Origin of the sequence: Phyllobacterium zundukense, from assembly GCF_002764115.1 — a bacterium.
GTDB lineage: Bacteria > Pseudomonadota > Alphaproteobacteria > Rhizobiales > Rhizobiaceae > Phyllobacterium > Phyllobacterium zundukense.
Genome location: NZ_CP017940.1, coordinates 888,544 through 901,121 on the forward strand (window position 1 = coordinate 888,544; position 12,578 = coordinate 901,121).

General features: G+C 56.6%; 13 protein-coding genes. 6 read left to right on the forward strand and 7 right to left on the reverse strand.

Features of this window, described 5'->3' with window-relative positions; genetic code table 11:
• The first annotated feature begins 98 nt into the window (after nt 1-98).
• On the forward strand, nt 99-1,370 hold the full coding sequence (locus BLM14_RS04330; RefSeq protein ID WP_099998253.1) for a TCR/Tet family MFS transporter: 1,272 nt from the start codon (nt 99-101) through the stop codon (nt 1,368-1,370).
• Nucleotides 1,371-1,393: 23 nt separating this feature from the next.
• Here BLM14_RS04330 and BLM14_RS04335 read toward each other — a convergent pair whose 3' ends face one another.
• Together BLM14_RS04335 and BLM14_RS04340 are read right to left on the reverse strand one after the other, a co-directional pair.
• The gene (locus BLM14_RS04335; RefSeq protein ID WP_099998254.1) at nt 1,394-1,951 is read right to left on the reverse strand and encodes a TetR/AcrR family transcriptional regulator; all 558 of its coding nucleotides are present in this window, start codon (nt 1,949-1,951) and stop codon (nt 1,394-1,396) included.
• Between the two features lie 3 nt (nt 1,952-1,954).
• Nucleotides 1,955-2,428, reverse strand: a complete 474-nt coding sequence (locus BLM14_RS04340; RefSeq protein WP_099998255.1) for a nuclear transport factor 2 family protein — start codon at nt 2,426-2,428, stop codon at nt 1,955-1,957.
• A 180-nt stretch (nt 2,429-2,608) separates the two neighbouring features.
• Here BLM14_RS04340 and BLM14_RS04345 point away from each other — a divergent pair, with 180 nt between their 5' ends.
• Complete coding sequence (locus BLM14_RS04345) at nt 2,609-3,529, forward strand: aldo/keto reductase (protein WP_099998256.1); 921 nt, start codon at nt 2,609-2,611, stop codon at nt 3,527-3,529.
• 3 nt (nt 3,530-3,532) lie between these two features.
• On the opposite strand, the gene carA is transcribed toward BLM14_RS04345, so the two are convergent.
• The gene (carA, locus tag BLM14_RS04350; RefSeq protein ID WP_099998257.1) at nt 3,533-4,786 is read right to left on the reverse strand and encodes a glutamine-hydrolyzing carbamoyl-phosphate synthase small subunit; all 1,254 of its coding nucleotides are present in this window, start codon (nt 4,784-4,786) and stop codon (nt 3,533-3,535) included.
• Between the two features lie 291 nt (nt 4,787-5,077).
• On the opposite strand from carA, the gene BLM14_RS04355 reads away from it, so the two are divergent.
• Nucleotides 5,078-5,527 carry a GatB/YqeY domain-containing protein gene (locus BLM14_RS04355; RefSeq protein WP_099998258.1) on the forward strand — a complete coding sequence of 150 codons (450 nt, stop codon included), beginning with the start codon at nt 5,078-5,080 and terminating at the stop codon, nt 5,525-5,527.
• A gap of 135 nt (nt 5,528-5,662) precedes the next feature.
• Here BLM14_RS04355 and BLM14_RS04360 read toward each other — a convergent pair whose 3' ends face one another.
• The gene (locus BLM14_RS04360) at nt 5,663-6,316 is read right to left on the reverse strand and encodes a glutathione S-transferase (RefSeq protein WP_099998259.1); all 654 of its coding nucleotides are present in this window, start codon (nt 6,314-6,316) and stop codon (nt 5,663-5,665) included.
• 125 nt (nt 6,317-6,441) lie between these two features.
• Here BLM14_RS04360 and BLM14_RS04365 point away from each other — a divergent pair, with 125 nt between their 5' ends.
• Both BLM14_RS04365 and BLM14_RS04370 read left to right on the forward strand, forming a co-directional pair.
• The gene (locus tag BLM14_RS04365; protein WP_099998260.1) at nt 6,442-7,005 is read left to right on the forward strand and encodes a TetR/AcrR family transcriptional regulator; all 564 of its coding nucleotides are present in this window, start codon (nt 6,442-6,444) and stop codon (nt 7,003-7,005) included.
• A gap of 169 nt (nt 7,006-7,174) precedes the next feature.
• Nucleotides 7,175-8,956 carry a B12-binding domain-containing radical SAM protein gene (locus BLM14_RS04370; protein WP_099998261.1) on the forward strand — a complete coding sequence of 594 codons (1,782 nt, stop codon included), beginning with the start codon at nt 7,175-7,177 and terminating at the stop codon, nt 8,954-8,956.
• 280 nt (nt 8,957-9,236) lie between these two features.
• On the opposite strand, the gene BLM14_RS04375 is transcribed toward BLM14_RS04370, so the two are convergent.
• Both BLM14_RS04375 and BLM14_RS04380 read right to left on the reverse strand, forming a co-directional pair.
• The gene (locus tag BLM14_RS04375; RefSeq protein ID WP_099998262.1) at nt 9,237-9,770 is read right to left on the reverse strand and encodes a DUF1003 domain-containing protein; all 534 of its coding nucleotides are present in this window, start codon (nt 9,768-9,770) and stop codon (nt 9,237-9,239) included.
• 17 nt (nt 9,771-9,787) lie between these two features.
• Nucleotides 9,788-10,255, reverse strand: a complete 468-nt coding sequence (locus tag BLM14_RS04380; protein WP_099998263.1) for a GNAT family N-acetyltransferase — start codon at nt 10,253-10,255, stop codon at nt 9,788-9,790.
• Nucleotides 10,256-10,382: 127 nt separating this feature from the next.
• Between BLM14_RS04380 and BLM14_RS30865 the strand changes: the two genes are divergently transcribed.
• The gene (locus BLM14_RS30865; RefSeq protein WP_157929473.1) at nt 10,383-10,547 is read left to right on the forward strand and encodes a hypothetical protein; all 165 of its coding nucleotides are present in this window, start codon (nt 10,383-10,385) and stop codon (nt 10,545-10,547) included.
• Between the two features lie 96 nt (nt 10,548-10,643).
• Here BLM14_RS30865 and BLM14_RS04385 read toward each other — a convergent pair whose 3' ends face one another.
• A complete protein-coding gene (locus tag BLM14_RS04385; protein WP_099998264.1) occupies nt 10,644-12,314 on the reverse strand; it encodes a Na/Pi cotransporter family protein in 1,671 nt (556 codons plus the stop codon).
• Between the last annotated feature and the right edge of the window lie 264 nt (nt 12,315-12,578).

Sequence of the window (12,578 nt, forward strand, 5' to 3'; positions counted from 1 at the left end):
TTTCCTGATCATGTTCACGTATTGTTTCGCTAGAGCGAAGCAATTATAACGATTTTCCGCGTCAATTGCGGACGTAAACGCCCTTTGCGAGTTTTCCGATGATTGACCCGATCCTGGCCAAACGCGGCCTGACACTCGTCTTCATGATCCTGCTGCTGGATATTATCGGCATCGGAATCATCGTTCCGGTTTTGCCCGCATATCTTGAAGAATTGACCGGTTCGGATGTAGGGCACGCGGCGATCTACGGTGGCTGGCTGCTTCTTGCCTATGCCGGAATGCAGTTCGTGTTCGCGCCGCTGATCGGCAATCTCAGCGATCGTTTTGGCCGCCGCCCGGTGTTGCTTGTGTCGGTCGTGACCTTTGCTCTCGACAATCTGATTTGCGCGCTTGCGCCAAACTTCGCAATCCTGCTGGTTGGCCGGATACTTGCCGGCATCAGCGGCGGCAGCTACTCGACAGCCTCCGCCTACATTGCCGATGTCAGCACAGACGAAAACCGGGCGAAGAATTTCGGCCTGCTTGGCATTGCATTCGGCTTTGGTTTTATTGTTGGACCGATCATTGGCGGCTTCCTTGGCGAGTTTGGCCCACGTGTGCCGTTTTTCGGGGCTGCACTGATTTCATTTTTGAACTTTGTCGCAGCCTATTTCCTCCTGCCTGAAACGCTCGGCGCGAAGGATCGCCGGACATTCGAGTGGAAGCGCTCCAATCCGCTCGGCGCGTTGAAACAGATGCGCAACCACAAGGGCATTTTATGGATCGGATTGGTCTTCTTCATGCTGACACTCGGTCATATGTCCTATCCGGCCGTATGGGCCTATGTCGGTAGCTACCGCTATGGCTGGAGCGAAAGCGATATCGGCATGTCGCTCGGTATCTATGGTCTGTGCAGTGCCATCGTGATGGGGCTGATCTTGCCGCGTATCGTTTCAAGATTTGGCGAATGGCGCACAGCCGTCATTGGCCTCGCTTTCGCCGCGCTCGGTTTCTTCGGCTATGCCAGCGCGTGGCAGGGATGGCTGGTCTATGTCGTGATTATTGCTACCTGCCTGGAAGGCGTGGCAGATCCAGCCATGCGCAGTATTGCCTCCGCCAAGGTGCCCGCCTCGGAGCAGGGCGAGTTGCAGGGAGCGATGACCAGCCTCTTCAGCATCACCAATATTATCGGGCCGCTGATTTTCACCCAGATTTTCGCGATCTTCACGGCACCGGATGCGTCGATAGCATTCAGTGGAGCACCCTACGTGCTCGGTGGCATTTTCGTGCTGATGGGCCTGATTGTGTTTATCCTGCGCGTTGAAAAGCCAGTGCTAGCCAAGGATGAGGTTCTCGCTCCGGGTGCATTGGCTCCAAACGAGGCAGGATGAAAAGCAAGCTCAGCGCTCGGCTTTCAGGTCAAGAGTCGTTCCTCAGCTCTCGTCATGGCACGCTCGAACAATGATGGATCGCCAAGCGCGCGAGCAAGGACGAGCCCGCCCTGAATGCTGATGACAGCCTCTTCGGCGAGCTCGGAAGCCTTGGCTTCATCGTGCCCGGCGCGTTGCAACGCCGCAGCGAGGGCCGTTTTCCAATTGGCAAAGTAGTCCTTGATCTGATCGGTAAAGCGATCCCGGACATTATCGAGGGCGAAGGCGCCGACAAGGCAGATACGCCGTCCGGAATGAAAATAGTCGATAACCGCGCTGCACATTTCGCTGATCGCCACGCGCGGGTTTTCGGCCTCGCGCAATGGTCGATACACGTTGTCCTCGAACCATGTGTCGATCTCGTTCAGGACCGCTGCCGCCATCTCTTCCTTCCCGCCGGGAAAGAAGTGATAGAGGCTGCCTTTGCCAAGCCCGGTCTTTTCGCCGATGATCGACAGGCTCGCGCCCTCGAAACCATGTTCGCGGAAGATCTCGGCAAGGACTGGAATGACGTCCGAACGTTCGGCAACGGTTTTTGCCATCAACTATAACCCTAGATCTGACAGGCCAGGATGATCGGCCGGGCGTGGAACCGAGCGGTCCCAGAAGAATTTGCGTTCTGATTCCTTGATGGGCAAATCATTGATACAGGCAAAACGCTTTTGCATCAGTCCGTTCTCATCAAATTCCCAGTTTTCATTGCCATAGGCACGGAACCAGTTACCGGAATCGTCATGATATTCATAGGCGAAACGGACGGCGATGCGATTGTCGGTGAAAGCCCAAAGCTCCTTTATCAGGCGATAGTCGAGCTCCCGTTCCCACTTGCCAGCCAGGAAAGCGACAATGGCCTCGCGCCCCTGCACGAATGTCGAGCGATTACGCCAATAGCTGTCAACCGTATAGGCAAGAGACACGCGTTGCGGATCGCGGCTGTTCCAGCCGTCTTCTGCACCGCGGACCTTCCGGATGGCGGTTTCACGTGTGAATGGTGGCAGTGGCGGGCGTTGTTCTGACATTTCAATCTCCTTGCAGTGTACTTATAAGTAAAGTCTGTACTAATCGGTAAAGTAAGATTTCGAACGTGTCAACGGGCACGCGGATGAATCTTTTACCTGCCGTGCTGTGCACGCTATTTTCTCGGCTGCCCCGTTGGTTTAAGCAGGCGGGATCGCTGTTCCAGCTGAGGTGAAATCCAGATGTCCTATGAAAAACGTATCGCGCTCAATGCCGAAGGCCTGACCCTGTCCCGCCTGGTCCTTGGTGCATGGCGGTTGTTGAGCGGGCCGGAAAGGCCCGACGCCACCAGCGTGGCGCGGCTGATCAGCGAGGCGGTCGATCTGGGAATGACCAGCTTCGATCACGCCGACATTTATGGAGATTACGGCGTTGAAGAAGTCTTCGGTACAGGGCTCAAGTACTGGGGTGGCCAGCGCGAGGCGATCGAGCTGATCACCAAATGCGACATCATGCTGACATCGGACGCGCGCCCGGACAATCGCATCAAGCACTACGACACCAGCGCCGCCCACATCAAAGCGTCGGTGGACCGCTCGCTCAAGAATTTGCACACGGATTACATCGACGTGCTGCTGATCCATCGTCCTGATCCGCTGATGGATGCGGACGAGACAGCGGCAGGGCTGGAGAGTGTCGTGAAGGCGGGCAAGGTGCGGGCTGTAGGCGTCTCCAATTTCTCGCCCTCACAATTCGACCTGCTGGCTTCGCGACTGCCTTTCCCGCTGGTGACCAACCAGATCGAGGTGTCTGTCGTCCATACGGCTTCGCTATTCGATGGCAGTCTCGACCATGCGCAGCGCCTGCGTTATGCGCCGATGATCTGGTCACCGCTCGGCGGCGGTAGCCTCTTTACCGGCGATGGCGCGCAGGAGAAGCGCGTACGCGAAACGTTGACGATGATTGCGGATCAAGCAGGCGGCGTCGACATCTCGGCGATTGCCATTGCCTGGCTGCTGCGGCATCCGGCGCGGCCGATCCCCGTACTCGGCAGTCTCAAGCGTGAACGCCTTGCCGCGATGGCAGCAGCGCTCGATATCAAGCTCGAGCGCCAGCAATGGTTCGAGATTCTAAAAGCAAGTACCGGCCAGGATGTCCCGTGAGCATCAGGCAGCGTGATCGCGTTCGGGCAGGGGCTCCAGCCCCTTCCTTTCGCGGATCAGATTGAAGAACCGGCGGAACAGATAGTGCGAGTCCTGCGGGCCGGGTGACGCTTCCGGGTGATGCTGGACCGAAAACACCGGACGTCCGACAACGCGAAGGCCGCAATTGCTGCCGTCGAACAGCGAGACATGGGTTTCCTCAACGCCGTCCGGGAAGGATTCGGCGTCGACGGCAAAGCCATGGTTCATCGAAACGATTTCGACCTTGCCGGTGGTATCGTCACGAACCGGATGATTGGCGCCGTGGTGGCCCTGGTGCATCTTCTTGGTGTCGCTGCCAAGCGCCAGCGCCAGCATCTGGTGGCCAAGGCAGATACCAAAAACCGGAATATCGGTCTTGATCAGTTCCTTGATGGCCGGAACAGCATATTTGCCGGTTGCCGCCGGATCGCCGGGACCATTGGACAGGAAGATGCCATCCGGCTTGTAGGCCAGAACGTCTTCAGCCGTTGCGGAGGCAGGGAGAATGGTGACCTTGGCGCCAAGACCGGCGATGAGCCGCAGGATATTGCGCTTGATGCCGTAGTCGATGGCGACGACGTGGAATTCCGGCGCCGATTGCTCGGCGAAGCCTTCGTTCCAAATCCACGGCTTTTCCGTCCAGACGGAGCTTTGCCCGGATGTGACGTCCTTGGCGAGATCAAGATCAAGCAGGCCATGCCAGGCAGCGGCGCGAGCTTTAAGCGCCGGAATGTCGAACTTGCCATCAGGATCGTGGGCGATCACCGCATTCGGCATGCCCTTCTCGCGGATGAGAACCGTCAGGGCACGTGTATCGACACCAGCGAGCGCAATGACGCCGCGCGCCTTCAGCCAACCATCCAAATGATCGGCGGCACGGTAGCTCGAAGGTGCCGTGATATCCGCCTTGAAGATCGCGCCGACAGCGCCGGCACGATTGGCCGGGGTCAGGTCCTCGATGTCTTCCTTGTTGGTGCCGACATTGCCGATATGCGGGAAGGTGAAGGTGACGATCTGGCCAGCATAGGAGGGGTCGGTGAGGATTTCCTCATAGCCGGTGAGGGCGGTGTTGAAACAGACCTCCGCTTCGCAGATGCCCGTCGCGCCAAGGCCCTTGCCTTCGATGACCGTTCCATCAGCGAGAACCAGCACGGCCGTTGGCTTGAATTCGGTCCAGCCTGCGGTCTTCGGACCTGCTGCTTGGACACCTGCGTCTGTCGTTGTCGTGGCGGTCATGCGGTTTCCTTAAGCGTGGGCTTGCGTCGTTGGCTGTTGTCCGTGCTGGGCATTGAAAAATGCCGTCCAGTATTCCATATGGCATGGCTGAACGCGGTGGTCGATAAACTCCCCCACCGCAGCAACAACAAAAAATGTCTGGCTAAGACCCAGTCCATAAACAAAGCCGCGCCTCCGGTCAATTGCAACACGAAAACTCGTCGTGGAATTCACGCCTGGCGATGATCTCCACGGTGTTTGATTTCGCGTGGGGCCACCGTTAGTGTGCGCGGGACACAGGAGAATACAGTCATGCGCGATACGATCGCCGGGGCACTGAACACAGCAATCAAGGCACAGGACAAGCGCCGGGTTCCGACGCTGCGCCTGATCATGTCCGCTATCAAGGATCGGGATATCCTCAACCGTGGCACGGGCAAGGACCCGGCGACGAATGACGAAATCAGCTCCATTCTTGCCAAGATGATCAAGCAGCGCGAGGAGTCGGCAAGGCTTTATGAAGAGGGCAATCGCCTTGAGCTCGCCGCGCAGGAGCGGGCGGAAATCGAGATCATTCGCGACTTCATGCCGAAACAGCTGAGCGATGCGGAGATACGCCACGCGGCCAAGCAGGTTATCGAGGAAATCGGTGCAAGCGGCCTGCGCGACATGGGCAAAAGCATGAATGTGCTCAAGGAACGTTATGCCGGCCAGATGGATTTCAGCAAGGCGAGCAGCATTGTGAAAGCAATCCTGCAATAGCAGGAAGGGACGCAACTGTTCCGGCTGGCGGATTATGGTCGGCTTGAAACACAACGAGCGCTTGATCCTTGCGGAAAAGCGCCCGTTGGCCTTGACTTGCACAGCATGATCGCGGCACTGGATCGCGGCGTGACGCTATGCTTTTAGGGTCGGGTCTGACATCGTCACCCGGTTCCGTACGCTGTGACGCTCCTGCATCCTCGGGTGCCAAGCTCGAAGCGCCTCGCACGCGGCAGGCACCTCCAGGTCAACCAGCGCCGCGAAGATCAAGTCGCCTATGACTGTGATGTCGGCCATCGAGAAGGCCTCGCCAGCGATGAACGGCTGCTTTTTCAGAACGTCATTGAAATAGTGCATACCTCTCAAGGCCTTGTCGCGCTGACGGAAACCCCACTCGCGGTTCTGATAAATCTCGACGTCTGGCCCAAGCCCCGGCGTGGCGTGGTGGAAATAAACACTGACGGCGTCGAGCAGTTCCAATTCGGCGCGCCTGCTCATCATGTGGATCACGCCCTTTTCGAGCGGTGTCCTGCCGGTCAGAAGGGGAGTGCCATCCAGCGCGTCCAGGTATTCGGTAATGGCCGTGCACTCAGCGATTAAAGTCCCGTCATCGAGTTCCAGTAAGGGCAATGTGCCGGAATAGTTCTTGGCGAGGAATTCCGGCTTCTTATGCTCGCCTTTCCAGAGATCGACCGACACGAACTGGACGCGCGATTGCAGGTTCTTCTCGGCCAGCGCGATACGGACGCGAGCCGGATATGGTCCGGTATGCCAATCGTAGATCTCCATCCTGATTTCCTTTTATTTGCCTACCTAACGCTTGGTAGGGGAGTCATTTAGAACTTTTCATTTCCCTCGTCAACGCCTATCTATCACTTGGTAGGCTAGTAATGGCGAAATGATGAGGCAGTGCTATGAGCTCAAATTCGAAGGAGGCGATTCTGGCGGCGGCGAGGACGATCGCACAGGCGCATGGCTATAGCGGATTGAATTTTCGTGATCTCGCCGAAGAAGTTGGCATCAGGGCTGCGAGCATCTACCATCACTTCCCAAGCAAGGCGGATCTCGCGGCTGCGGTAGCCAAGCGCTATTGGGAGGATTCAGCGGCTTATCTGGAGGCGCTGTTGACGGAAACTTCCGATCCAGCCCGTTGCCTTCGCCAATATCCCGAGACGTTTCGATGGGCTTTGGAGAATGATAACCGGATTTGCCTCTGCAGCTTCATGGCTGCCGAGTATGACGACCTACCGGAGCCAGTGAAAAAAGAGGTCCAAAATTTTGCCGACGTCAATGTCGCGTGGCTGAGCAAGGTGCTTTCTGCGGCGGGCGTTGTCAGTTCCGAGGAAAGCGAAGCGCGGGCTCGCGCAATCTATGCCGCCATCGCGGGCGCTCAGCTCATGGCAAGGAGCCGTTCGGATATTTCCCTATACGACAAGTTGATCGCTAGTTATCGCGTAGTTGGTCTCCTACCGGATTAACGATGCAGTCTTTGTTCGCCGACGCGGTATGCGGAGAGGGAGATGCGAGGGGTGACAACGCTGCTCACGCATTGGTGCATCCTTAAAAGCGTATGGAACGATCCGGGTTTGGTGCGGGGGTGTAACTCTGCTACGTTGGGGTTAATTGCCTCCAACCCGAAAGATTGATTTGTCACATTTTTCAGAGGCTGAAGATCGACGCTTCCAGCTGATTCTGATCAAACCGTCGCATTACGACGACGATGGATATGTGATCCGTTGGTGGCGAGCCATGATTCCCTCAAATTCGCTCGCCGCTCTCTACGGCATTGCCGTTGACTGTGCGGATCGCGAAGTGCTCGGACCCAATACCGCCGTCGATATCACGGTGATTGACGAGACCAATACGCACGTGAACTTTCCCGCGCTTCTTGCCAAACTGCGGCGTCACAACAATTTCGGAATGGTCGCCCTGGTCGGTGTCCAGTCCAACCAGTATCCGCGTGCCCTCGACATCGCCCGGCCGTTCCGCGATGCCGGGCTGCCCGTCGCCATGGGCGGCTTTCATGTCTCGGGCTGTTTGGCCATGCTTGACGGGCATGCCGTCGACCTCGATGCATGTCGCGAGATGGGCATTTCGATGTTTGCCGGTGAGGCCGAAGGCCGGCTGGAGACCGTGTTGCGCGACGCGGCGTCGGGCCAGCTGCAGCCGCTGTACAACTTCATGAATGATCTGCCGAGTATTGAAGGCGCGCCCGTTCCATTCTTGCCGAAGCGCTATGTCGAGCACACGCTGGGTCTTAGCGCGAGCTTCGATGCCGGACGCGGCTGCCCCTATCAATGCTCGTTTTGCACCATCATCAATGTGCAGGGACGCAAATCGCGTTTTCGTTCCGCCGATGACGTGGAAAAACTGGTCCGCCTGAATTGGGCGCATGGCGTCCACAAGTTCTTCATAACCGACGACAATTTCGCGCGAAACAAGGAATGGGAAGCGATCTTCGATCGCCTTATCGCGCTGAAGGAGCGGGATGGAATCCCGCTTGGCCTGATGATCCAGGTCGATACGCTGTGCCACAGGATCGACAACTTCGTGGAAAAGGCGAAGCGGGCCGGTGTCACGCGCGTTTTCATCGGGCTGGAGAACGTCAATCCAGATAATCTCGCTGCAGCCAAGAAGGGCCAGAACAAGATCACCGAGTACCGCAAGATGCTGCTGGCGTGGAAGGGGCAGGGGATCATGACGCTGGCCGGCTACATCCTCGGCTTTCCCGCGGACACGCCGGAAACAATCAGGCGCGATATCGCGATCATTCAGGAGGAGCTTCCGCTCGATATTATCGAGTTCTTCTGCCTGACGCCGCTGCCGGGTTCCGAGGACCATCAGACGCTCTGGAAAAACGGTGTCGAGATGGACGCTGATCTGAATATCTACGACGTGGAGCATGTCTGCACGGCCCACCCGAAGATGAGCAAGCGCGAGTGGGAGGCCATCTATCGCGAAGCATGGTCGCTCTACTACACGCCGAAACACATGAAGACACTGTTGTGCCGGGCGATTGCAACGGGCGTTCCGATAGGCAGTCTCGTCAAGGTGCTCGTGGCCTTCGCGACAATGGTCCACCTCGAACACGTGCATCCATTGCAGAGCGGTATCCTGCGCATGAAGCGTCCGTCGGAACGGCGCCCCGAGCTGCCAAGAGAAAATCCCTTTTTCTTCTGGCCTCGTTTTGTCTGGGAAACCCTCAGCAAGCACGCCGTCCTCGCAGGCTCGATTGCCCGGCTGGCCACGGCGGCCCTGGTGATTGCGCGGAACCCGGCATCAAGGAAGTATATGGATCAGGCCTTGATGCCTGTCGGCGCCGACGGCGATGAGAAACTCGACCTTTTCACCAAGACGACCGGCGGCAGCGCGGCGGTGAACCATATGAAAAAGATCGCTCGGCTGACACATCCCGGTCGAGCCTTCTGACAACGGGCTATTATCGGCCTTGTCCGGCGAAATTGCTCCGATGCGTGCCATGAGGGAATCGGCTCCATACCAGCATCGCAACGGTCAATGCGACAATTTGCATAGCTATTATGCATTTTTGCAAGTTGCCATATTTTTGTGCTGGGCTATTCTGAGGTCGTTGGGTTCTTCTCCTCCCAGAAACCCCAACCTGGAATGTACTGCACCTCCTCCCGCGGTACATTTGCAATCAGGACCGCTGCACCTCCTCCCGCAGCGGTCCTTTTTCGTTTCAGGAGATTCAGTCGGGCTTTTCAGGCGGCCGTTTCGTGTCAGCCAGTTCCTGGACAGTCTCAGCAAGCGATTCGACTTCCTTCTCGCGAAGCTGATCGAACTTATGGTGCAGAAGCTCGATCTTCTCATGCAGAAGTTCAATCTCCAGCTCCGCCTTGATATTGATGCGGTAGTCGTTCTCAGCCTCCTTGCGATCAATGTCTTGCTGGCGGTTCTGGCTCATCATGATGAATGGAGCGGCATAGGCGGCCTGGAATGACAGGGCAAGATTGAGGAGAATGAAGGGGTAGGGGTCCCATTCCCGCACATAGGCAGTGACGTTCAGCACGATCCAGACGAACAAAATCGTCGTCTGGATAATGATGAAGGACCACGATCCCATTGTCGCGGCAACCCGATCTGCAATTCTCTGCCCCGGCGTCAGTTGTTCGCGATCGGCGGGCTTCTTGTGGCGTTCCTGCCGACGAACTTCCCGCAGATGGTGCAGCAGCTTGCGTTCGGCATCCCACAAGCCCTTTTTTACTTCCTCGACATTTGGCATGGACCTGTTTCCTGTCGCTATTGTCCGATTGATTTGCTCATATTAATGCCGGTAACGCGGAATCCCGAAACATCATAAACGTGTTTGGCCCGATTGTTGTTACCGGCCACGCGCAACCTGATCTGGGTGAAACCGCTGCCGGCAAGCTCGGCCTCCAGGAGCACCAAGGCCTGTTTGCCGTAGCCTTTTCCTTGTTGCCCGGCAAAGATGTGAAAATCACTGATATGTGCAGAGCGTGCCGCCAGATCGGGCCGGTACCAGAGGTAGCCGACCAACGTATCACCGCCTGAGATGATGCAAAGCAGCACGTGTCCCGCTGTTGCCACGCCCTGCGGCAGATCCTCGTCTGTTTCGCTTATCGCCCGCGCGCGGGCTTCGGCGTCTGAAAGGCCATAATTGGCTGCAATCTCGGACGCATAGTCAGGGATGAAATAATCCAGATAGGCGGAGTATTCGTCGGCACGCATCGGTCTGAACGAGATCATCGGACTGGATTCCTGTTTTGGTTGCACGAGCTGAACACCGGTAGAGCAAATATAAGTGGCATGGTACCGGGGCATGGAACTTGATGGGCATTTTCTCGTTTATTGTTGATAAGAATGGAGGCGAAAAATGAAAGAACAACGTTGGTCTACCATTATTGGAATACTGGCCGGATTGTCCGTCGGTGCGGGGATCGGTAGCGCGATGATGGGAAATATACTCCTGGGGTTGCTGATTGGCTCGGCCATGGGAGCGTTTATCGGATCAAATACCCACATTCATCGCGATTATTGAATAGTTGCCTGCTGCCGATGCAAGCAGACAAGTTGATGTGCGGTGCCCTGCTGCGCCGTTAAGCTTGTGTCTTGCGTCGCGAAAATCCCAAAACGGTCAGCTGTGCAATGCACGTAAACGCGTGGTGTTCAGAAGACCCTGTTCTTCGAGCACGGGATAAGCCATGGCGGCGAGCAGCGAATTGATCTGCTTCAGATCCCGGATCGTGTCGAGATGGATCGAACTTGTTTCCAGGCTGCGGGTCGTGCCTTCCCGCAGGCGGCCGAAATGCCGCTCGCTGCTTTGCTTTTCCATATCCCGCAAATGATCTTTCTCGAGGACAAGCTGATGCGCTGTTTCGCGATCGCGTGAAACAAGCACATTGAAGGCCATGCGGGCATTGGTCAGGACCTTCGCGTGGAAATTGCTGAGTTCAAGCCAGCCCTCATCGGTGAATTTGAGCTTACGGTCCATCTTCTTTTGGACGAGTGCCAGCATGTTGCGCACGATGATGTCGCCGACCTGTTCCAGCTTGACACAGGCGCCAAGCAATTCCCTGGCGCGAGCGACTTCAAAGTCGTTGAGTGATTTGGTCGTCAGCTTGGCAAGGTAAAGTTTGATGGCTGCGTGCTTGCGGTCAACCTTGTCATCCAGAGCCGACAATTCGTCGATACGATCCTGCTCCGGGTTCTCGTAGAGATCGATAATCCGCCTTAGCATGATCTCGACTGTTTCGCAGACACTCACGGTCTCGCGCGTCGCATTGGCAAGCGCCAGGCTTGGAGTATCCAGAACACTCTCATCCAAAGCGCTGAGTTCTTCACGATCCAGGGATTGCGGCTGTTCGATTGGCACATTGAGTGAAACGACGGCCTTGGTAACCTTGAGGACCAGACCGGAGAGCGGAACGCCGGCAAGCAGGATGATGATGTTGAACAGGATATGTCCATTGATCACCTGGTCGGCGGGCGCGGAACCGAGGAAGGCTATCGATGGCTTGAACGTCAGGTACAGGATGAGGATCACCACTGAGCCTGCACCACGCATCAGGAGATTGCCCATCGGTACGATGCGCGTTTGCGGGGCGGCATTGCGGGTCAGAAGCGGCGCAATGAAGGAGGAGCCGAGATTGACGCCGAAGATCATCACGATGCCGAGCTCCGGCTGGATGAGGCCACGCGAAGCAAAGGTGACCAGAAGCAGCACCGCGGCGATGCTGGAATGGAACAGCCAGGTCATCACGGCCGCGATGAGAAAAGCGGTGACCGGGTCGGTGTTGAGATAACCGACGATCACTGGCAGCAATTCGCTGTTGCGCAGCGGTTCGGTTGCCTGACCGGTCATTTCGAGCGAGAGGATCAGAAGGCCGATGCCAACGAGGATACGGCCCATCTGGCGCCAGTTGCTGCGCTCAGTCGACATGAAAATTACCGTGCCGGCAACAAGGCAGAGAGGCACAAGCAATGTGAGATCGAAGCTCAGGATCTTGACGACAAGTGCCGATCCAACTTCTGCGCCGCGCACTGCCATGAGTCCGGCAATACCACTGACAATGCCCGATCCGACAAAAGAACCGACGAGAAGGCTGACGGCAGTCGAGCTTTGCAGGGCGATGGAAAGCATCAAACCCCACAGGACGGCGAGAACCGGATTGTGCAGAACGCCGCGCAGACTCTGGCGCATACGTTCGCCATAGGCGCGCTCAACGCCGGTTCGCACCATGCGCGTTGCCCACAGCAGAAGCGCTACTGCGCCTGCCAAATGCAACAAAATTGCGGAACCGTTCACTTGATGACAAATCCTGGTGAGTTAAAGAACACGGTAAAGCAACCAGACGATTCTAGTCGCACTTTCTTAAGATAACATATCGTTCAGAAAGCGAAAAAAATATGTTCCGGCTAAGAAGAAATGTGTCGCTTTTGGCATAATGTAACAGTTCTATGACAGTTTTTTGTGGACAATTTTATCATTTGCCGGCTTTGTAAAAAAACACCATGCCCATGCGACAGTATCAACGCGATGAGCAGGGGATGACGGGGTTGCAGCCCTTCC